The sequence below is a fragment of the Methylobacterium sp. WCS2018Hpa-22 genome (genome assembly GCF_031843785.1).
Classification (GTDB): domain Bacteria; phylum Pseudomonadota; class Alphaproteobacteria; order Rhizobiales; family Beijerinckiaceae; genus Methylobacterium.
The window spans coordinates 265,872-285,433 of sequence record NZ_JAVTJA010000002.1 but is presented as its reverse complement, the minus strand read 5'-3'; the positions used below and the strand labels follow the sequence as shown (position 1 = coordinate 285,433).

The 19,562-nt window shown below is 65.7% G+C and carries 19 protein-coding genes and 1 tRNA gene; 10 read left to right on the top strand and 10 right to left on the bottom strand.

Annotated elements, in window-relative coordinates; genetic code table 11:
- Positions 1-252 precede the first annotated feature (252 nt).
- From RQI43_RS03825 to RQI43_RS03815, 3 genes are all read left to right on the top strand, one after another.
- Complete coding sequence (locus RQI43_RS03825) at positions 253-741, top strand: NUDIX hydrolase (protein WP_056423671.1); 489 nt, start codon at positions 253-255, stop codon at positions 739-741.
- Positions 742-801: 60 nt separating this feature from the next.
- Positions 802-876, top strand: a tRNA-Thr gene (locus RQI43_RS03820).
- Positions 877-1,303: 427 nt separating this feature from the next.
- Entirely contained in the window at positions 1,304-1,900 is a 597-nt protein-coding gene (locus tag RQI43_RS03815) for a hypothetical protein (protein ID WP_311274260.1), read from the top strand.
- A gap of 75 nt (positions 1,901-1,975) precedes the next feature.
- Here RQI43_RS03815 and argB read toward each other — a convergent pair whose 3' ends face one another.
- Positions 1,976-2,887: an acetylglutamate kinase gene (gene argB / locus RQI43_RS03810; protein WP_056431748.1), complete on the bottom strand. Its 912-nt coding sequence runs from the start codon at positions 2,885-2,887 to the stop codon at positions 1,976-1,978.
- A gap of 223 nt (positions 2,888-3,110) precedes the next feature.
- Here argB and RQI43_RS03805 point away from each other — a divergent pair, with 223 nt between their 5' ends.
- Both RQI43_RS03805 and RQI43_RS03800 read left to right on the top strand, forming a co-directional pair.
- Complete coding sequence (locus RQI43_RS03805; protein WP_311274259.1) at positions 3,111-3,374, top strand: hypothetical protein; 264 nt, start codon at positions 3,111-3,113, stop codon at positions 3,372-3,374.
- Positions 3,375-3,570: 196 nt separating this feature from the next.
- Positions 3,571-3,846, top strand: coding sequence for a hypothetical protein (locus tag RQI43_RS03800; protein ID WP_056431754.1), 276 nt, complete (start codon positions 3,571-3,573; stop codon positions 3,844-3,846).
- Positions 3,847-3,876: 30 nt separating this feature from the next.
- Here the strand turns inward: RQI43_RS03800 and RQI43_RS03795 are convergent, their stop codons facing one another.
- Positions 3,877-4,683, bottom strand: a complete 807-nt coding sequence (locus tag RQI43_RS03795; RefSeq protein WP_311274257.1) for an MOSC domain-containing protein — start codon at positions 4,681-4,683, stop codon at positions 3,877-3,879.
- Positions 4,684-4,884: 201 nt separating this feature from the next.
- Here RQI43_RS03795 and clpB point away from each other — a divergent pair, with 201 nt between their 5' ends.
- The gene (gene clpB, locus RQI43_RS03790) at positions 4,885-7,515 is read left to right on the top strand and encodes an ATP-dependent chaperone ClpB (RefSeq protein WP_311274256.1); all 2,631 of its coding nucleotides are present in this window, start codon (positions 4,885-4,887) and stop codon (positions 7,513-7,515) included.
- A 128-nt stretch (positions 7,516-7,643) separates the two neighbouring features.
- Here clpB and RQI43_RS03785 read toward each other — a convergent pair whose 3' ends face one another.
- Positions 7,644-8,000: a hypothetical protein gene (locus RQI43_RS03785; protein ID WP_311274255.1), complete on the bottom strand. Its 357-nt coding sequence runs from the start codon at positions 7,998-8,000 to the stop codon at positions 7,644-7,646.
- Positions 8,001-8,189: 189 nt separating this feature from the next.
- Between RQI43_RS03785 and RQI43_RS03780 the strand changes: the two genes are divergently transcribed.
- Positions 8,190-9,671, top strand: coding sequence for a short-chain fatty acid transporter (locus RQI43_RS03780; RefSeq protein WP_056452022.1), 1,482 nt, complete (start codon positions 8,190-8,192; stop codon positions 9,669-9,671).
- A gap of 101 nt (positions 9,672-9,772) precedes the next feature.
- Here the strand turns inward: RQI43_RS03780 and RQI43_RS03775 are convergent, their stop codons facing one another.
- Positions 9,773-10,360 carry a hypothetical protein gene (locus tag RQI43_RS03775; protein WP_311274254.1) on the bottom strand — a complete coding sequence of 196 codons (588 nt, stop codon included), beginning with the start codon at positions 10,358-10,360 and terminating at the stop codon, positions 9,773-9,775.
- A gap of 527 nt (positions 10,361-10,887) precedes the next feature.
- On the opposite strand from RQI43_RS03775, the gene RQI43_RS03770 reads away from it, so the two are divergent.
- Positions 10,888-11,895 carry a calcium-binding protein gene (locus RQI43_RS03770; protein ID WP_082469889.1) on the top strand — a complete coding sequence of 336 codons (1,008 nt, stop codon included), beginning with the start codon at positions 10,888-10,890 and terminating at the stop codon, positions 11,893-11,895.
- Positions 11,896-12,042: 147 nt separating this feature from the next.
- On the opposite strand, the gene RQI43_RS03765 is transcribed toward RQI43_RS03770, so the two are convergent.
- From RQI43_RS03765 to rpmH, 5 genes are all read right to left on the bottom strand, one after another.
- Complete coding sequence (locus RQI43_RS03765) at positions 12,043-12,456, bottom strand: DUF423 domain-containing protein (protein ID WP_311274253.1); 414 nt, start codon at positions 12,454-12,456, stop codon at positions 12,043-12,045.
- Entirely contained in the window at positions 12,453-13,103 is a 651-nt protein-coding gene (gene yihA, locus RQI43_RS03760) for a ribosome biogenesis GTP-binding protein YihA/YsxC (RefSeq protein ID WP_056432386.1), read from the bottom strand. The genes RQI43_RS03765 and yihA overlap by 4 nt, the downstream gene beginning before the upstream one ends.
- A gap of 192 nt (positions 13,104-13,295) precedes the next feature.
- Positions 13,296-15,140, bottom strand: a complete 1,845-nt coding sequence (gene yidC, locus RQI43_RS03755; protein ID WP_311274252.1) for a membrane protein insertase YidC — start codon at positions 15,138-15,140, stop codon at positions 13,296-13,298.
- A complete protein-coding gene (gene rnpA / locus RQI43_RS03750; protein ID WP_311274251.1) occupies positions 15,133-15,777 on the bottom strand; it encodes a ribonuclease P protein component in 645 nt (214 codons plus the stop codon). The genes yidC and rnpA overlap by 8 nt, the downstream gene beginning before the upstream one ends.
- 67 nt (positions 15,778-15,844) lie before the next feature.
- On the bottom strand, positions 15,845-15,979 hold the full coding sequence (gene rpmH / locus RQI43_RS03745) for a 50S ribosomal protein L34 (RefSeq protein WP_018045311.1): 135 nt from the start codon (positions 15,977-15,979) through the stop codon (positions 15,845-15,847).
- A 538-nt stretch (positions 15,980-16,517) separates the two neighbouring features.
- Between rpmH and RQI43_RS03740 the strand changes: the two genes are divergently transcribed.
- On the top strand, positions 16,518-17,045 hold the full coding sequence (locus RQI43_RS03740; RefSeq protein WP_056431783.1) for a DUF1465 family protein: 528 nt from the start codon (positions 16,518-16,520) through the stop codon (positions 17,043-17,045).
- Between the two features lie 119 nt (positions 17,046-17,164).
- Here the strand turns inward: RQI43_RS03740 and rpmE are convergent, their stop codons facing one another.
- Positions 17,165-17,419: a 50S ribosomal protein L31 gene (rpmE, locus tag RQI43_RS03735; protein ID WP_018045309.1), complete on the bottom strand. Its 255-nt coding sequence runs from the start codon at positions 17,417-17,419 to the stop codon at positions 17,165-17,167.
- A 188-nt stretch (positions 17,420-17,607) separates the two neighbouring features.
- On the opposite strand from rpmE, the gene RQI43_RS03730 reads away from it, so the two are divergent.
- On the top strand, positions 17,608-19,470 hold the full coding sequence (locus RQI43_RS03730) for an ABC transporter transmembrane domain-containing protein (protein ID WP_056431786.1): 1,863 nt from the start codon (positions 17,608-17,610) through the stop codon (positions 19,468-19,470).
- Positions 19,471-19,562: the final 92 nt, after the last annotated feature.

Here is a 19,562-nt window from a genome sequence, read left to right as displayed (position 1 = left end):
GTAAGCGTTCATTTGCCGTTAAAGGCCGGCCACGTCCGGCATCGTGCCATGCAGCGCATCGGGTCTTCCCTTTCTCTCCGCCTGCCCGTTCCCGCGTGCCGGTCCTCACGCCACAGGGCAGGGGTGCTCGATGACCTGGTTGTCGAAAGTTCCGAATTTTATCGTCGAGGCAGGGAAGCGGCGGGCCGCTGAACTCGAACCGATCACGCGCGGATCCATCGAACCCACGCGGCATCGCGGCGTTCCCCTTCCATGAGTTCAGCCCTGGTGGAGAGTGAGACGGAGCCCCGGCGTCAGGTCGGCGCCTTGCCGTTCCGGCGCCTGTCGGATGGTGGGTTCAAGATTCTCCTGATCACCTCACGTGAGAGCCGCCGCTGGGTGATCCCGAAGGGCTGGCCGATGAAGGGGCGCAAGCCCTACGAGGCCGCTGCGCGCGAGGCCTATGAGGAGGCCGGGCTTCTAGGCGAGATCGGCAAGAGGCCGCTCGGTTTCTACCTCTATGAGAAGCGGCTCAAGAGCCGTGATTTCGTACTCTGCCAAGTGAAGGTCTTCCCTTTGGAGGTCCGCAAGCAGCTGAAGCACTGGCCGGAACGGGGTGAGCGCGAGGATCGCTGGTTCACACCCTCCGACGCGGCCGAGGCTGTCGCCGAATCCGGCCTCGCCGGCATCATTCGCGCGGCGTGCAAAAGGGACACAGGGTTGCTTGTTTCACCAGCAACGATCAAAGGCGGCGAGAAGTGATTGCCAAGCCGCCTTCGATCCGCTAACTCCCCGCTCGTCGCCGACGCGTCGCGACGATCGGCTGCTGTAGCTCAGTGGTAGAGCACCTCATTGGTAATGAGGAGGTCGACAGTTCAATCCTGTCCAGCAGCACCATTTTCCCGAAAAACCCAGCGTTCGTGCTGCGTCTCCCGCGACTAGGCTTCGTTGCTGGTTGAACGACTTTCGGGCGCGACAGCTTCATTTCTACCTACCGATTCACGTCTTCCAACAGCCTTCACGTGACCGTGCATAGCGCGGTGCCGGAGACGGCAGCATTCGCATCTTCGCCTTTGGTCACGCCTCAGCGAGGGGCATGTTTGAAAAAGGCAGGCCGGTCCGACCACTCTTGGCGCTGCCTTGACGCTGTCGCGGCCCAGGGGATAGGGCTACGCCCCGTTGCGGCAGCCAGGCTGCTTGAGTGAAGGCTGAATGTGGTGCGCGGCGGTGCCGCGGGTTTCTCGACAGGGCGGCTTCGGACATGGAAGCGGCGGTGCGAACGGTTGCACGCACGGCGCCCTAGATCGATCGCGAGGGTTTCATTGTGAGCTTTGAGCCGGACCATAAGGCACTGGCGATTTCCGGCGCCGACGTTGCCAGCGAGCGGCCCCCGGCCGACGCGGATTCGATCATCGCCGCCTTGGAAAGGGCAGCCGTTGCAGCCTCCGCGTCCCCACCGTCGCGCAAGATGGTGGGCATGGCCAAGCGTCTCCTGGTCGAACTGCGCGCCTCTTGCCGGGGTCGGGCCGATGCCAAGCCTATGATCCTGCGTGGCCGCGCCGCTCTCAAGGAGGTTGAGGCTGCGTACCGGCCCAACGAGGCGGATGTGACGAAGGATACGGTTTCCGCCGAACGTCGCGCTGCGAAGGCCGAAACAGCGAGCCGCCGCGTGGCTGAAGGCGAGGAAGTCTTCGCTCAGAATGCCGAACGCATGCGCAAGATCGTCGGCGCGTTGATCGCTGCCTCGAAGACCGAGGATCCCAGCCGCTTCACGGTCCAGGCCACCTTGTGCCAGCAGATCTGGGACGAGATTGGTCCGGCGGGCGTAGAAGGGCCTGCCCTCACCAAGGCTTATCGTAAGGCGACGGCCGCGTTCTGGGCCAGGGCCGGTGTGCCGGATCCCGGCAAGGCCGAGGAATGATGACGTTCTGAGGACCCGGCGGCCGCGAGGATGCCGCGCCCCGGGACGTAGGGGTTACGTCCCGGGGCTTTGTGCTCAGGCCCGGCGGATCAGCGTACCGGCGCCGTGGTCGGTGAAGAGTTCGAGCAGCACGGCATGGCTCACCTTGCCGTCGAGGATCACGACCGCCTCGACGCCCTGTTCCAGCGCGTAGATACAGGTCTCGATCTTCGGGATCATCCCGCCCGTGATGGTGCCGTCGGCGATGAGGCGGCGGCAATCCTCCAGGGTGAGGTCGGTGAGGAGCTTCTTGTCCTTGTCGAGCACTCCCGGCACGTCGGTGAGGAGCAGCAGGCGCTTGGCCCGCAGGGCTCCGGCGATGGCCCCGGCGAACGTATCGGCATTGACGTTGTAGGTCTGGCCGTCGGCGCCGAAGGCGACCGGGGCGAGGACCGGGATTAGTTCCGCCTTCAACACCGCGTCGAGGACGCCGCGTTCCACATGCTCCGGCTCGCCCACGAGGCCGAGATCGATCTCCTTCTCGGTCTGGCTCTCCGGGTCGATCACGGTGCGCGTCGCCTTGCGGGCGCGGACCATGTTGCCGTCTTTGCCGCAGAGGCCGATGGCGCGACCGCCCTCGGCCGAGATCCAGCCGACGATCTGTTTGTTGATCGAGCCGGCGAGCACCATCTCGACCACCTCGACGGTCGCCTCGTCGGTGACGCGCAGGCCTCCGCGGAACTCCGACTCGATGCCGAGCCGGCCGAGCATGCGCCCGATCTGCGGGCCGCCGCCATGAACCACGATGGGCTTCAGGCCGGATTGCTCGAGGAGCACGATATCCTCGGCGAAATCTTCCGCCGCGGCGCGGTCGCCCATGGCGTGGCCGCCATACTTGATGACGACGATCTCCTGATCGTAGCGCTGCATGTGGGGCAGGGCCTGGACCAGAACTTCCGCGCGCACATGCACGTTCGGGAGGGCGTCTTTTGCCAGAGATTCTTTCATCGTGAGGCACTGTCCTCGCTACGGCGCCGGATCGGGATGCGCGACGACGCGCTTCTAGCGCAGCGATGTCGCACTGCGAAGCGCCATAGCCGCCAAAGCTCGGAAAAATGGTCCCGTCGTGAAAGGTGGATCGGTGGTGAGAACGGCCAGCACCAGGGAGGCATAACCCTGCGTTAACCCTGTCCTGTGATCCTTTGGAAGATTGCACAGGACGCTCCCTCCGATGCTTGCCGCGGATACCACCGACGCCCGTCCGACCCTCACCGGCCTTCGGAATCTGACTGCCGCCCTCGCCCAGATCGGGAAGGACACCGCCTCTCCCGCAGAAGTCTGGCGCAGACTGACCGACAGCTACGTCGTCGATCTCGATGCCGTCGCCAGCATCCTGCCCCGCGCCGAGCCCGAGCCGACCTGGCTCGTGCCTCGTAACGAGGACCGCCTCGTCACCCGCCGATCGCGGGCCGACAATGTATCGCTTCGCGCATGAAGCCGAAGTCTTCGCGCCGTGCATGAGAGCCATGTTCGGCCGGGGCCGAGGCCACCTTGCGACAGGTTTGGCATCTGTCATGCTAGACCAAGTCCAATGAAAAACGACGAGGAACGCTCAGGCAACAATCACGCGGCCGCTCGACGCCTGAGCAACACCGCGGACCTTATTCGCCGAACCGAAAAAGGGGTCCGTCATGTCAGAATTGTTAGCCGTCGCCCTCGTTTGCTCCAGCATGATCGCGGCGCAGGATTGCTCCCGCACCACCGCCCTCGACATCATCGTGTCACCTGCGCACACGCCGATGGAATGCATGATCCACGGCCAGACCATGGCTGCTTCCACCTGGAGTGAGGAGGGTGAGAAGCGCTACGTCAGGGTGACCTGCGAGCGGCGCCATGCCGATCTTCGCGGCCTGCGCCGGGCGGGCTACGCCGCAGCCATCGTGCTCGTCCCGCGCCACCCGATCTGACCTTGCCCAGCGGCGGGAACCCAGGTGCGATTATGGCCTGACTTCGCACGGCTCGAGCAGGAGCGTCTCGCCCTGTTCGAGGCGGCCGCCGCTCAGCACCTCGGCATAGACACCGCAATCCGTATGGCCGAGTTGCGTCGAGAGGGCCTTGGGGATCGCGAGGTCGCGGAGTCCGGTCGCCGGGTCGACATTCGTCGCCGCGCAGCGCTCCGTCCGCTTCGAGACTTGCAGGCGGACGCCGCCTTTTGACGCCAGGACGCGACCGACCAGATCCAGTTCGGCGAACGGCGCGAGCCCGGAAAGGTGAAGGTTCGCGCGGAAGCGCAACGGATCGACGGGCGATCGCACCATGTCTTCGGTCGCCGCCACGCTGGCGAGGTTGAGGAGCGAGACGAAGCCGCGCGCCGAATCCGTGAAGCGGAAGCCTTCCGGCGCGGTGAGCAACTTCGGCGGCCCGCGCAGGGCGTCGGCGAATTCCCTTGCGAAGAACGCTTCCACCGCCTCGCGCCCCTCTGGAACCGACAGGTCCGCCTCGACGGCGCAGCGCCCGTCTTGAGAGATTGTCAGGATCGAACGGTCCGCGTCGTAGCGCGTCACGAGACGCGCCAGGGCCTCGTTGCGCATCAGCATCAGAAACTTGATCTTTGGCTGGTGCTTGGGAGCCGCGGGATCGAACCCCGACGGCCCGTTCTCGATGGCGAAGAGCCGATCGCCGGGAAAATAGGCTCCGGCCCGTAGCGTCGCCGCGTCCAGACGCTCTGGCGACAGACCCTTCACCGGATAGCGATGAAGCGCCTCGAGGTGCAGTTCGCTTGGGGGCGGCGGCTGGGCATTCATCGCGCCAGCTTCGCCCGAAGCTTTCCTGAAGCGCAAGTCCGTGATCGGGTCTTGTGGTGCTCATATGCAACACTACATCGTAAACATCGGCGGCCCTCGCGGCGCCGGTGTTCCCAGGACCATTCGGTCGGGGAGCGACGTCTCGACGGGGCCGCGCCGCTTGGCGGGCGGTGGATCGTCGGCACGGGGGAGAGGAAAGACATGAATTTCGAGATCTATACCGAACGCGCCCGCGGCTTCGTCCAGGCCGCTCAATCCCTGGCCCTTCGCGAAGGCCATCCGCAATTGCAGCCCGGCCACCTCCTGAAAGTGCTCCTCGACGATCCCGAGGGGCTTTGCGCAGGCCTGATCGACCGCGCTGGCGGACAGTCCCGCGTGGCACTCGCCCAGGTCGAGCAATGGTTGGCCAAGCAGCCCAAGGTTTCGGGTAATTCCGCGCAGCCCCAGGCGACGCGAGAACTCGTGCGCCTGTTCGACACCGCCGAGAAGGCCGCCCAGAAGGCGGGTGATTCCTACGTCACCGTCGAGCGCCTGCTGCTCGCCCTCGCCGTGGAGAAGGACACCGAATCCGGCCGTGCGCTCGCCGCCGCCGGCGTCACCGCCGCGTCGCTGAACGCCGCCATCAACGCGCTCCGCAAGGGCCGCACGGCCGACAATGCCACGGCCGAGAATGCCTATGACGCCCTCAAGAAATACGCCCGCGACCTCACCGAGGCCGCCCGGGAGGGCAAGCTCGACCCGGTGATCGGCCGCGACGAGGAGATCCGCCGCACCATCCAGGTCCTGTCCCGGCGTACCAAGAACAACCCGGTTCTGATCGGCGAACCCGGCGTCGGCAAGACCGCCATCGTCGAGGGGTTGGCCTTGCGCATCGTCGATGGCGACGTGCCGGAGAGCTTGAAGGACAAGAGCCTGCTCGCCCTCGACATGGGCGCGCTGATCGCCGGCGCGAAATATCGCGGCGAGTTCGAGGAGCGGCTGAAGGGCGTGCTCTCCGAGGTCACCTCGGCCGCCGGCGGCATCATCCTGTTCATCGACGAGATGCACACGCTGGTGGGAGCCGGGAAGGCGGACGGGGCGATGGACGCCTCGAATCTGCTCAAGCCCGCACTGGCACGCGGCGAGCTGCATTGCGTCGGCGCGACCACGCTCGACGAATACCGCAAGCATGTGGAGAAGGACGCGGCCTTGGCCCGCCGCTTCCAGCCCGTCTTCGTGTCCGAGCCCACCGTCGAGGACACGGTCTCGATCCTGCGCGGCATCAAGGAGAAGTACGAGCAGCATCACGGCGTGCGCATTCAGGACGCGGCCCTCGTGGCGGCCGCGACTCTGTCGAACCGCTACATCACCGACCGCTTCCTGCCCGATAAAGCCATCGACCTGATGGACGAGGCCGGGTCGCGGCTGCGCATGCAGGTGGATTCGAAGCCGGAGGAGCTCGACAACATCGACCGTGAGGTAGTCCGCCTCAAGATCGAGGGCGAGGCGCTGAAGAAGGAGACCGATTCCGCCTCCCGCGACCGTCTGGTGCGGCTGGAGAAGGAACTGGCCGATCTCGAAGAGCAGTCGGCCGCGATCACCTTCCGCTGGAAGGCCGAGAAGGACAAGTTGGGTGCGGCGGCCGAGCTCAAGAAGAAGCTCGACGAGGCGCGCAACGAACTCGCCTCGGCCCAGCGCCAGGGCCAGTACCAGCGCGCGGGCGAGCTCGCATACGGCGTGATCCCCGGGTTGGAGCGGGAGCTCGCCGAGAACGAGGCGGCCGCCGAAAGCGCTGTCGCCCGCGACGGCATGGTCGAGGAGGCGGTGACGCCGGCCCATATCGCGGGCGTCGTCTCGCGCTGGACCGGCGTGCCCGTGGACAAGATGCTGGAGGGCGAGCGCGAGAAGCTCCTCGGCATGGAGGCCGAACTGGGCAAGCGCGTCATCGGCCAGCGGGAAGCCGTCGAGGCGGTGGCCACCGCCGTGCGGCGTGCCCGCGCCGGCCTGCAGGATCCGAACCGGCCGATCGGCTCGTTCATGTTCCTCGGGCCGACAGGCGTCGGCAAGACCGAGCTGACCAAGGCGTTGGCCGGCTTCCTGTTCGACGACGACACGGCCCTCGTGCGCATCGACATGTCGGAATACATGGAGAAGCATTCCGTCGCCCGGCTGATCGGCGCGCCTCCGGGCTATGTCGGCTACGAGGAGGGCGGTGCGCTCACCGAGGCTGTGCGGCGCCGGCCGTATCAGGTCGTGCTGTTCGACGAGATCGAGAAGGCGCATCCGGACGTGTTCAACGTCCTGCTGCAGGTTCTCGACGACGGACGCCTGACGGACGGGCAGGGGCGGACGGTGGACTTCCGCAACACGCTGCTGATCATGACCTCGAATCTCGGGTCGGAATATCTGGTGGCGCAGACGGAAGGGCAGGATACGGATGAGGTCCGCGACGAGGTGATGGGTGTGGTCCGCCATCATTTTCGGCCGGAATTCCTCAACCGCATCGACGAGATCATCCTGTTCCACCGTCTCCGGCGGTCCGAGATGGGGGCGATCGTCGATATCCAGCTCGGGCGCCTCCAGACCCTCCTCGACGAGCGCAAGATCGCCCTCGACGTGGAGCCCGATGCCCGCGACTGGCTGGCCGACAAGGGCTACGACCCGGCCTACGGGGCGCGTCCGCTCAAGCGCGTCATCCAGAAGGCGGTGCAGGACCGGCTGGCCGAGCAACTGCTCGCGGGCCGCATCCATGACGGCGAGGCGGTGCCGGTCCGGCTCGGCCCATCCGGCCTGATGATCGGCGACGATCCCGCTTTACCGGAGCGGCGTCCGGCGAGCGCTACGCTCAACTGAGGCGAGGTTCGCTTCCATGCTTCCGGCGGGGACCGCCTCCGCCGGAAGCCGATCTCATGGCAGTCGCCACCACCTCTCGGATAACTTCTGAATAGACGGGGTTCCTGGCACGGGAAAGAAAGCGCAGTTCAGCGACCCGAGCCGCGCAGTGCCAGCTTCACGCGCTGTTCGAGCAGGTTCCACCGCGTCGAAACCTCACTTGCTACGCAGCCACCATAGGTCTGTCCTACGAAGAAGCCCTGTTCGGCCCGGTTTCGGCAGTCGAACACAGGTGGCGCCGCCAGGACGACGAGCACAGCACCGGCAATCGCCGCGGCGCTGGCAACGAGGCCGAACAGCCAGGCCAGTTGCGAGCCGTGGGTTCTCCTTACCCTGTCAGCAGGGCCGGTTTCCGTTCCATCGGTGAGATCACGGAACGGCGCATCCGCATTCGGGCGACGGTCGCGAATGATCTCCTTGACGGATTTTCTCGCTGGCCGTGTCACACGTCATCCCCTGGAAGGATCGCGGCGCATAGTGAGACGCGCGGTACTGAAGGAAGGTTGAAGGCGACCCATCCCCGCCGACTTTAGCTTGGTGACAAGCCAAAAAGCCGGGCTTGAGCCCGCTCCATGTTTGGGCAACATGCACGGCATCGGCTTGGTGGACCAGGCCCGATCACGGCGGGATTTCAGATGTCGGCACCCAGTCCAGAATCCCGCGATCCGGTTCCGTCCAAACCGGGAACCGGCCGCCCCGTCGGCGAAGTCGCCACCGATGGCGCCCTGTCCCGCCTCGGCATCCGCTTCACCGTCTGGGCCGAGCGCTGGTTTCCCGACGCGTTCATCTTCGTGGCCATCGCGGTGGTCATCGTGGCCCTCGGGGCGCTGGCCAACGGCGCGCCTGCGATGACGGTGGCCAAGAGCTTCGGTGACGGGTTCTGGAGCCTGATCCCCTTCACCATGCAGATGGCCTTCGTCACCATCGGCGGCTACGTGGTGGCGACGGCGCCGCCGGTGCAGCGGCTGATCGACCGGCTCGCCCTCGTGCCGAAGACCGGCCGGGGCGCGGTCGGCTTCGTGGCGGCGGCGACGATGCTGTCGTCGTTCCTGAGCTGGGGCCTCAGCCTGATCTTCGGCGGCCTTCTCGCCCGCGCGCTCGCCCGCCGCACCGAACTTCGCATGGATTACCGGGCCGCCGGTGCCGCGGCCTATCTCGGGCTCGGCGCCACCTGGGCCATGGGGCTCAGCTCATCGGCCGCCCAGCTCCAGGCCAATCCGAAGAGCCTGCCGCCGAGCCTGCTGCCGATCACCGGCGTGATCCCGTTCAGCGAGACGATCTTCCTCTGGCAGTCGATGCTCATCGCCCTGATCCTCTTCGTGATCTCGATCATCATCGCCTATGTCTCGGCGCCGCAGCCCGCCACCGCCGTGACGGCCGACGATCTCGGCCTCGACGTCTCGCGCGACAAGCCGGACGAGTCCCGGCCGCAGCAGCCTTCGGAATGGCTGGAGCATTCGCCGATCCTGACCCTGCTCCTCGTCATCATCGCCGCCGGCTGGCTCTACCAGGAATTCGCGCGCCAATCCTGGATCACCGCGATCTCCAACCTCAACACCTACAACCTGCTCTTCCTCACCCTCGGCCTGCTGCTGCATTGGCGGCCGCGGAACTTCCTCGCCTCCGTGGCGAAGGCGGTGCCGGCCACCGCCGGTGTGCTGATCCAGTTCCCCCTCTACGCGGCGATCAGCGCCATGCTGACCAACGCGAAGAACGCGGGCGGTACCTCGGTCTCGGATGTCATCACTCACGCGTTCGTGGCGCTGAACACCACGGGCAGCTTCCCGATTTCCATGGGCGTCTATTCGGCGGTGCTCGGCTTCTTCGTGCCGTCGGGCGGCGGCAAATGGCTGCTGGAAGCGCCCTACGTGATGCAGGCGGCCAACGAGCTGCAGGTCCATCTCGGCTGGGCGGTGATGATCTACAACGCTGCCGAAGCGCTGCCGAACCTGATCAACCCGTTCTGGATGCTGCCGCTTCTCGGCATCCTCGGCCTCAAGGCCCGCGACATCGTCGGGTTCAGCTTCCTGCAGCTCATCATCCATCTGCCGGTGGTGCTGTTCCTGCTCTGGGCGCTGGCCTTCACGCTCACCTACCACCCTCCGGTGATGCCGTAGGGGCCGGCCTGTTTCTCGGGCCTGACCCGACTACGTGGCGCGAGCCCGCCGATCGTCCTGATCAAAGATTCCGATCCGCCGCATGGGCAACGGTCGGGCTTTCAAGGGCGTCCCTGCGGCGGACCGCCCATGGCGATCACGCCGGCATCGGCGAGGCCCCCGGCCTCGTCGGCGGCCGAGGCCACGAGCGAGAAACTGACCGGCCGCAGCGGACCGCTGTCATGGCCGGTTTCGCCCTCGGACCAGGAGCTGACGGATATCGGCGTGAACGCATCCGCCATACCGCTGCTCGTCAGACCCTCGGCGCGGGCGCGCGCATCGACGCGCTGGAGGAAGCCCTCACTTCGCACGCCGAGGCGTATTGGCCGGACGTCGGGCTCGGCGTTCCAGACCGTACGGATGAGGCAGTGCCTGCCGTTATTGTCCTGCCCCCAGGATGCGACGTAGCGCGGCGATAAAACCTCCACTGCCTTCTCCCGGTCCGGCGCGCGGCGCGGGATGGTGTCGATCGCCTCACGCGAGGCGGGCCGCGTCGCGAGCCCCTGGAACGGCGTGCGGCCGTGGCGGATATAACCGAGGCAATCCTCGAAGATGATCCGCATCACCAACGGCTCGTTCTCCTCGATCGGCGCGGCGCTGGCGGGGAAGGCCGCGAGGCAGGCGGCGAACAGTATCCAGGGTTTCAGCAAGCGATCCTCCCTCCGGCGCGGGGGGTGAGAGAGCGTATACCATCGCCCCCGCAGGCCGATGGCGACGGTGATCTAGAAGGCGGTCACGGCGAACCGGTGCGTCAGCGGCGCTCCGTGATCAGGGCGGTGGTAACGCGGGTGAACGGGATCTCGCTGTAGCCTGTCGTCCCGATCCATTCGGATGCCCGGCCTATGGCGTGGAGCATTCAATATTGCCGACTTCGCCCTGCCGGTGATGACTGATCCTCTTGTCTGAGCGCCGAGATTTCATGCCCCGCCTATCGGGGTTGGGCACTCGCGAAGGATGATTCCGCGCCGTCCCCACATTGGGCGAACACCTCGATCCCGTGAAGGAGGCCATCAGGGATAAGGCGTCGAGAGCGCTGAAAACTGCAAACAAAGACCAGATGTCTGAGAAATACTTCTATAAATCAAGTATATATTCCGTTATTGCCTGTCTGCCTGCAAAAGGCTAGGCTAGTCATGCAAATCGATCCTCGTTGGAGAATGCGAAGGAAAGGAACGTCATGGCGTATGTAATGGGCACGGGTCAGGCTGATCTCATAGATTACACCACGGGTGTGACTGACGAGAAAGACTATATTCTCGGCTACAGTGGTAACGATGTGATCTACGGTCGAGGCGGGGATGATACCATTTTTGGCGACTCCGATTCGGCAACGAATTATATCGGCAGCGACACCCTCTATGGCGGCGGTGGCAACGATCTGCTGATCGGAGATAACGGCGTCGACACGCTCTACGGCGGATCTGGCGACGACCGGTTCGTCATGCGCTACGACTTGTTCATCGACGACGTTTATGGCCAGTCGGGTACCGATACCCTCGCGTTCTTTGCTTTCGACCGAGCCGCCAACGTCAATCTGAGCCAGAAGTCTTATTTCATCGTCGGCGGTGAAGAAGGCAAGCAAACCGTCTCCGGCGTCGAGAATGTCAGTGGGACCGACCAGAACGATAAGCTTACGGGCGATGCCGCCAACAATCTCCTGAGCGGCAACATCGGGGACGACCAACTCAATGGTGGTGCCGGCAACGACACGCTTCAGGGCGGGGACGGGGTGGACCGAGTCGTGGGCGCCAGCGGCGACGATGTCCTTTCGGGGGATGGCTCGTCGGACAAGCTGTTCGGGGGCGAGGGGAAGGACGTACTGAACGGCGGGTCAAGCGCCGACATCCTGTTCGGCGACGCCGGCAACGACTCGCTCCTAGGCGATGACGGCAATGACATGCTGATCGGCGGGACCGGCAACGACAGACTGACCGGCGGCGCCGGCCGCGATACCTTCGTTTTCGATCGGCTCACAGGCAAGGACGTCATCACCGACTTCAGCCCCGGATCGGGCTCGCCCGACGTCATTCGCCTGGAGAAGGATGTGCTGGGCTCCTTTGCCGCCGTGGTCTCTCACGCCGAGAACACCAGCGCCGGCGTCGTCATTCAGTATGACGAGGGCAGCATCAGGCTCGCCGGCCTGCAGGTCGCGGATCTGCACGCGACCGATTTCCTGTTCGTCTGAGTCCCACCCGTAGAACTTCCGTTTTGCTCTAGGGTTCGGAACGGGATCCGTGTGTGAACCGGAACTTTCTTGAGGCACTGCAAGGACCGGGTGCCACTCCGAACCGCCCCTCGACCTTGGACGAACGCGCCCAGGGTCGAGGTGTCGCTAGGATCGAATTGCGGGCGTGTGCTGGCCAAGTGGACCCTGTCGGGTCCGCGCCGGAACGAAAGCGGCCAATGCCGCGACCAGCCAGCCGGCCATCAGGATGACGCCGCCGGTCGGCGCGGCCATCGGAAAGAGGTGAATGCCCTTCAGGGCGCGCAAGGACAGATCACCGGAGAACAGCGCGAGTCCGATCACCAGGGCGGCAGCGGCGACCCGGGTCGTGAGGCGGTGAGTGAGCCCGGTGGCCGTCAGGGCCACGAGTGCGATGATGGCGGGCGCGTGGAACAGCAGAAACTGCGCCGCCGTCTTCAGGCTGTCGGCTCCGGGGATATGGGCCGCGGCCGCGCTAGCGGCGACGCCGAGCAGGCCGGCGAGCGCGCCGAGAGCAAGGAGGGCGCGGTCGAAGCCGGTCATGCGCCGCGCTCGGCCAGGATCCGGGCGACGCTCGCCCGTAGTTCCGGCACGCCACGGTCGTCGCGGCTGGATGTGATCAGGATCTCAGGGTAGGCCGCCGGGCGCTTGGCGATGGCGGAGCGGATGCCGGCAATGCGCGCATCGACTTCGGCCTTCTTCAGGGCATCGCCCTTGGTCAGGACGATCTGATAGCTCACGGCGGCCTTGTCGAGCCCGTCGAGCACGTCGGTATCGATGCTCTTCAATCCGTGGCGGGAATCGATCAGCATGAAGACGCGGGCGAGATTGGCGCGACCCTTGAGGTAGTCGTGGATCAAGTCGGTCCAGGCCTCGACCTTGGTCTTCTCCACGGCCGCGTAGCCGTAGCCGGGCATGTCCACCAGGGTCAGTCGCCCGCCGATATCGAAGAAGTTGAGTTGCTGCGTCCGGCCCGGCGTATGCGACGTCCGCGCCAGGGTATTGCGGCCGGTCAGTGCGTTGACGAGGCTCGACTTGCCGACATTGGAGCGCCCGGCAAAGGCGATCTCGACGCCCTTCATCGGCGGCAGCGCGGCGACGTTCGGCGCGGAGGACAGGAAATCGGCCACTCCCGCGAACAGCAGGCGGCCGGATTCGAGGAGGGCTGCGTCGGCTTCGGGCTCGGTCATCATGGTCTCCGGCTGAGAGAGGGAAACGTGACGTGTCCCACCATCGACCTCATCCTGAGGTGCCGCGAAGCGGCCTCGAAGGAGGCGTCCAGAAACCGCGTCGGGTCCTGGAGGCCTCTTTCGAGGCCTCCGCTTCGCTCCGGCGTCTCGGGATGAGGAGCCGGGGTGGTCTCGTTGAGAAGAACGCGAAGCCTAGCTCTTGGCCGGTGCGTTCTTGTCGGCAGGCTTCTTCTTGAACATCCCACCGAGGTTGTCCCACAACTCCACCTTCACGCCGTTACGGCGCATGATGACGTATTGCTGGATGACCGAGAGGGTGTTGTTCCAGGCCCAGTAGATCACCAGACCGGCCGGGAACGAGCCGAGCATGAAGGTGAACACGATGGGCATGAAGGTGAAGATCTGCGCCTGGACCGGGTCCGGCGGCGCGGGATTCATCTTCATCTGGATGAACATCGTGATGCCCATCACGATCGGCCAGATGCCGAGATGGATGAAGTCCGGGGCAGCGAAGGGCAGGAGCCCGAACAGGTTCAGGATGTTCGTCGGATCGGGAGCGGCGAGATCCTGGATCCAGCCGAAGAACGGCGCATGCCGCATCTCGATGGTGATGAACAGGACCTTGTAGAGCGCGAAGAAGACCGGGATCTGGATCAGCACCGGCCAGCAGCCGGCGACCGGGTTGATCTTCTCCTTCTTGTACAGCTCCATCATCGCCTGTTGCTGCTTCATCTTGTCGTCGCCGTAGCGCTCGCGGATCGAGGCCATCTCCGGCTGCACGGCCTTCATCTTGGCCATGGACTGGTACGACTTGTTGGCGATCGGCAGGAACAGCAGCTTCAGGCAGAAGGTCACCACCAGGATCGACACGCCGAAATTGCCGAACAGATGGAAGAAGAAGTCCAACGCGCGGAACATCGGCTTGGTGATGAAGTGGAACCAGCCCCAGTCGATCATCAGATCGAACTGCTTGATGCCGAGATCCTTCTGGTAGCCGTTGATCGTGTTGACTTCCTTGGCACCGGCGAAGAGCTGCTGGGTCGACGTCACGGTCGCGCCCGGCTCGACGCTGCGGCCATCGCCGCGCACGCTGGCCTGATAGACCTTGGTGGCACCGTCGGTGCGTTCGGTGAAGCTGCCGGTATAGGGGGTGGCCTGGTCCGGGATCGTGGCCGCGGCCCAGTACTTGTCGGTGATGCCGACGAAGCCGCCGCTCACGTTCGCCCAGGCCTTGCCCTTGGTGCCGGCATTGCCGAGCGCCGGCTCCTTCGCAACGTGGTCGTAGGTGTATTCCTGCAGGCCATCGGCGCCGAGGACGCCGATCATGCCCTCATGCAGCACGTAATAGCCCTGCGTCGTCGGCTTGCCCCAGCGCGAGACCAGCCCATACGGATACAGCGTGACGGCGCTCGCCCCCTTGTTCTCGACCTCGTCGCGGATCGTGAACATGAACTTGTCGTCGACGGCGATGACGCGCTTGAACAGCAGGCCTGCGCCGTTGTCGTAGGTGAGGGTCAGAGGCTTTGCCGGCGTCAGCGCGGCGGCATCGGCGGTCCACACCGTGTCGCCCGTGGGGAGGGGGCCTGTGTTCTGACCGACCCAGCCGAATTCCGCGTAATACGGGTTCGCGCTACCGGTGGGCGAGAGCAGCACGATGCGCGGGCTCGAATCGCTCACGGTCTCGTGGTAGCCCTTGAGCGAGACGTCATCGACGCGGCCACCCTTCAGGGCGATCGAACCGGCCAGGGCCGGGGTGTCGATGGCCACGCGCGGGGAACGGGCCAGAGCCGCCTCGCGGCTCTCCACCGATACGGCCGCGTTCGGCAGGGTGCCCGGAACGGGAGCCGAGGGACCGCCTTCCGCCGGGCTCGCCGAAGGAGCGCCGGTCGGGTTGGCAGCCTGGGCAGCAGCCTTGTTCTGAAGCTCGGCCTGACGCTGCTGCTCCACGCGGGGGGCGGCGATGAAGTAGTTCCACCCGAGCAGGACCGCCAGCGACAAGGCGATCGCGACGATCATGTTCGTCTTGTCATTACCCATCGAGAGATCCGTCGCGTGTGTTCGAAGGAGGGGAGGCGTCGAAGGCTCCGCTCGCCGCGCGAGGCATCGACGGCGCCTCGTGCTGCAGGGGCGCATCGGCCGCATGATGGCAGGATGGTGTCGGGTCGCCGCGAACCGGGCCTTTCACGGCATCGGCCGGGTTGGCCGCGCCGGAGCGACCTTTCCCACGTCCGGGGCGGTTCTTCTGGCCCTGCTGCCTGCCGTCACTCGGCTTGATCACCGCGCCAACGGAACGGCGCAGATCGGCGACCAGCGTGTCGAAAGGCGCATGCAGAGCGGGGCGACGGGCCACGAGCACGATATCGGCCTCGGCGGACGGCAACTCGGCTGCTGCGCGCTTCACGGCATCGCGCAATCGGCGGCGGATGCGGTTGCGCTCCGTCGCGTGACCGACCCGCTTGGTGATCGTGAAGCCGATGCGAAGTCCATCGACCGCTGCGCTCTCCGAGGTAGCAGGCACAGGCGTGCCGGCCGCATGACGCAGCCGGCCTTGGGCACTCATGAGCTCGGTGTGAAAACGGCGCCCTCCCGCAGCAGCGAGAAAGTCCGGTCTCCGCTTCAGCCGTCCGATCGTCGACACTGCCGGTTCGATCCTGCGGCCAAGGGGCGAGGTCATCGCTTGGGCAAGCCTCGGGTTGATCAAGGCCTACCCCAGCGGACTACGCCGCCGGGGCGCCTAGAAATCAGGCCGAGAGCTTCTTGCGACCGTGCGAGCGGCGGGCAGCGATGACCTTGCGGCCGCCGGCCGTCGCCATGCGAGCGCGGAAGCCGTGACGACGCTTACGCACGAGCTTGCTGGGCTGATAGGTTCTCTTCATGGCGCGATCTCCGATGGCCGAGGATCGATCCGGCTGGCTGCAGGAGCCCCACCGACATCTTCACTCGCCCTGAAATGTGTCTGCAAGCGCGAAGAGCGCCCACATGGGGCGCGGCAACGCGATGGCGCGGCTTATGGCGGAGAGGGGGGGCGAAGTCAATTCTGGCGCGGGCATTTCCCAGCGCCCGTTCTGTCGCCGGACCGTGTCCGCCCTTAGTCGGGCGTTAACCTTTTCAGCCTATGAAGAAATCATGTCCGGTTTTCCGGATGTGGGGCAGATTTCGGTCTGCCGCTGTTTTGATGCCTCTGTCGACTTCACCAAAGCCGCCCCTCCGGGCGGCTTTTTTTTCGTTCCGCCGATTCGCGGAACGACGTCGCCAAATGCGGTTTCATCGGCACCAGTCCGGCCCATTAACGTTAATCTCCGGTCAACGGCGCGGGGCGGCACGTTCGGCGCTAGTGTTGCGCCTCTGGTCGCGAACGCACTGATCGTGTCTCAGATCGGGACAAAGCGGTCCGGTAGCGGCACAGGAGGCAGGATGAACGAGTTGGATGTCACCTTTCGCGACGAGCGGGACTGGGTCAACTTCGGCGACACGTATGTGAATTCCGAGGCCTTTCGAGTCCTGTTCCGCGAAGGCATGACCATGGTCGAAGAGGCCGCGGCCTATCTCGATGGCGATGGGCGCGAGGAATCGCGTCTGCTGTCGCGCGACAGCACCCTGTCCTATGCCAGCGAGAGCATGCGCCTGACCACCCGGTTGATGCAGATCGCGTCGTGGCTGCTGGTGCAGCGTGCCGTGTCGGAGGGCGAAATCACCCCCGCCCAGGCCCTCCAGGAGAAGACCCGCGTCCGTCTCGCGACACCGGAGACCTTCCGCGCCGAGACCTTCGTCACTCTCCCGGCTCGCCTTCAGGACCTCACCGTCCGCTCGCGCCGGCTCCACGCCCGCATCCTGCATCTCGACGGCCTCATCTCCGACGACCGCCCGACCCCGGTCTTCGGGGAAAGCCCCGTCGCCGCGCAGCAGGGTCTGCTGCGGAGTGCCTTCGGTACCGCCCACTGAAACAGGGCTGGGCTTCGATGCCTGAAACGCGAAAGGGCGGCGCCTCGATGGCGCCGCCCTTTCGCGTATCCAAAACCCTCCGCCGCCACCAACCGGTCGCGGCGGTCAGTTCGCTCGAATCACTTCTTGCCGAAGGACAGGGCGCCGAAGCGCGAGTTGAACCGCGAAACACGGCCGCCGCGATCAAGCATCTTCTGCTCGCCGCCAGTCCAGGCCGGGTGCGTATTCGGGTCGATGTCGAGGTTGAGGGTGTCGCCCTCCTTGCCGTAGGTCGACCGGGTCATGTAGTCGGACCCATCGGTCATCACGACCTTGATGAAATGGTAGTCGGGATGTTCGGTACCCTTGGCCTTGTCGGCCGCACTCTTTGCCATGACGAAATCCTTGAATAGCCACGCCGACCGGCCCGCCTGGCGGCCCGCGGCCTTAGATCACGCGCAATCGGATGAAGGCGGGCCTATACCCCACGTGCTTCTTCCGAACAAGCGGTCGGGCGCGGGAGATCGCCGGGACCGCTATTTTCTTGAAACCGATTCTGTGTCGGGGATGATGACGAGGCACGATGGCTCGCGGGCGTAAAAAGAATTCACAGGGCGAAGGCCCGGGCGGCAACGGTCGCGGCAAAGCTCCTCTCGGGTCGCTGAGGCCGCTGATTCCCTTCGCCTTGGTTTATCGCGGTCGCATCCTCGCGGCGTTCCTGTCGCTGCTTTCGGCCTCGGTTGCGACCCTCGTGGTGCCCATCGCCCTGCGCCGGGTGATCGACCACGGCTTCTCGCCCGAAGGCCACAGCGTCATCGACGCTTACTTCATGGCTCTGATCGGCGTGGTGTCGGTGCTCGCCCTGTCGAGTGCCGCCCGGTACTACACCGTGGTGACGCTGGGTGAGCGCGTGGTCGCGGACCTGCGCAGCGCGGTCTTCGCCCGCCTCACCATCCTCGATCCCGCTTTCTTCGACCGTACGCAATCGGGAGAGATCGTCTCCCGGCTCACCGCCGACGCGACCCAGGTCAAGGCCGTGTTCGGGGTCTCCATCTCGATCCTGCTGCGAAACGCCTTCCTGTTCGTCGGCGCGGTGGTGATGATGGTCATCACCAGCCCCAAACTGTCGATCCTGGTTCTCGTGGCGATCCCGCTCATCGTGTTCCCGCTGATCCTGTCCGGACGCGGCGTGCGGCGGCGTTCCCGCGCGGCGCAGGACCGGCTCGCCGACGCCTCGGCCTATGCGGCGGAGGCGATCGGGGCGATTCGCACCATGCAGGCCTTCGGCATGGGTCGCGCCACGGCGGAGCATTTCGGGCAGGCTTCCGAGAATGCCTATTCGGCCGCTCGTGACTCGGTGAAGGCGCGCGCCCTGCTCACCGGCGTCGCGATCTTCCTCATCTCCGCCAGCGTCGTCGGGGTGATGTGGTACGGCGCCCAAGGGGTGCTGGCCGGCACGATGACGGCGGGCCAGCTCTCGCAATTCGTGCTCTACGCGGTATTCGGCGCGAGCGCCCTCGGGCAGCTTTCAGAGGTCTACGGCGAACTCGCGCAGGCCGCCGGCGCCGCCGAACGCCTCGGCGAGATTCTGGCCGCCGAGCCCGCGATCCGCGCACCCGCCGAGCCGAAACTCCTGCCGGTGCCGCCGCGCGGCGAGGTGGCCTTCGAATCGGTCCGCCTGACCTATCCGACCCGGCCGGAGCATCCCTCCCTCGACGGGATCAGCTTCCAAGTGGCGCATGGGGAGCGCGTCGCCCTCGTCGGCCCTTCGGGGGCTGGCAAGACCACGGTGCTGCAGGCGCTGCTGCGCTTCTACGATCCGCAATCCGGCATCGTGCGCGTCGATGGAATCGACATCGCCAGCGTCGATCCGGATGCCCTGCGCGAGCGCATGTCCCTCGTGCCGCAGGATCCCACTGTCTTCTCCGGCTCGGTGATCGAGAACATCCGCTACGGTCGCCCACGGGCGAGCGAGGCCGAGGTTCATCGCGCGGCGGAACTCGCCCATGCGGATGGCTTCATCCGCGCCCTGCCGCAGGGCTACGACACGCAGGTCGGCGAGCGCGGCGTCACGCTTTCCGGCGGTCAGCGCCAGCGTGTCGCCATTGCCCGCGCCATTCTCAAGGACGCGCCGATCCTGCTCCTCGACGAAGCGACCTCGGCCCTCGATGCCGAGAGCGAGCGCGCGGTGCAGACCGCGCTCGATACGCTCATGCGGGGGCGCACGACCCTGGTCATCGCCCATCGGCTGGCCACGATCCGCGCTGCCGACCGCATCCTCGTCCTCGACGGCGGCAGGATCGTCGAGACGGGAACGCATGAGAGCTTGCTGGCGCAGGGGGCGCTCTACGCGCAGCTGGCCGCCCTGCAATTCACCGACGCCCTCGATGAGACGGCGCGGGGGAAAGAACCGAAGACGAAGCGGTTCGCCCTGCCGGCCGAATAGGCGGCAATGGGGGGAGGGGGCGTTGCGGGAAAGGCCCTCTCCACAGGCAAATGCGCCGGATGTGGTAATGGTAATGGACCGTGAACCGCGAC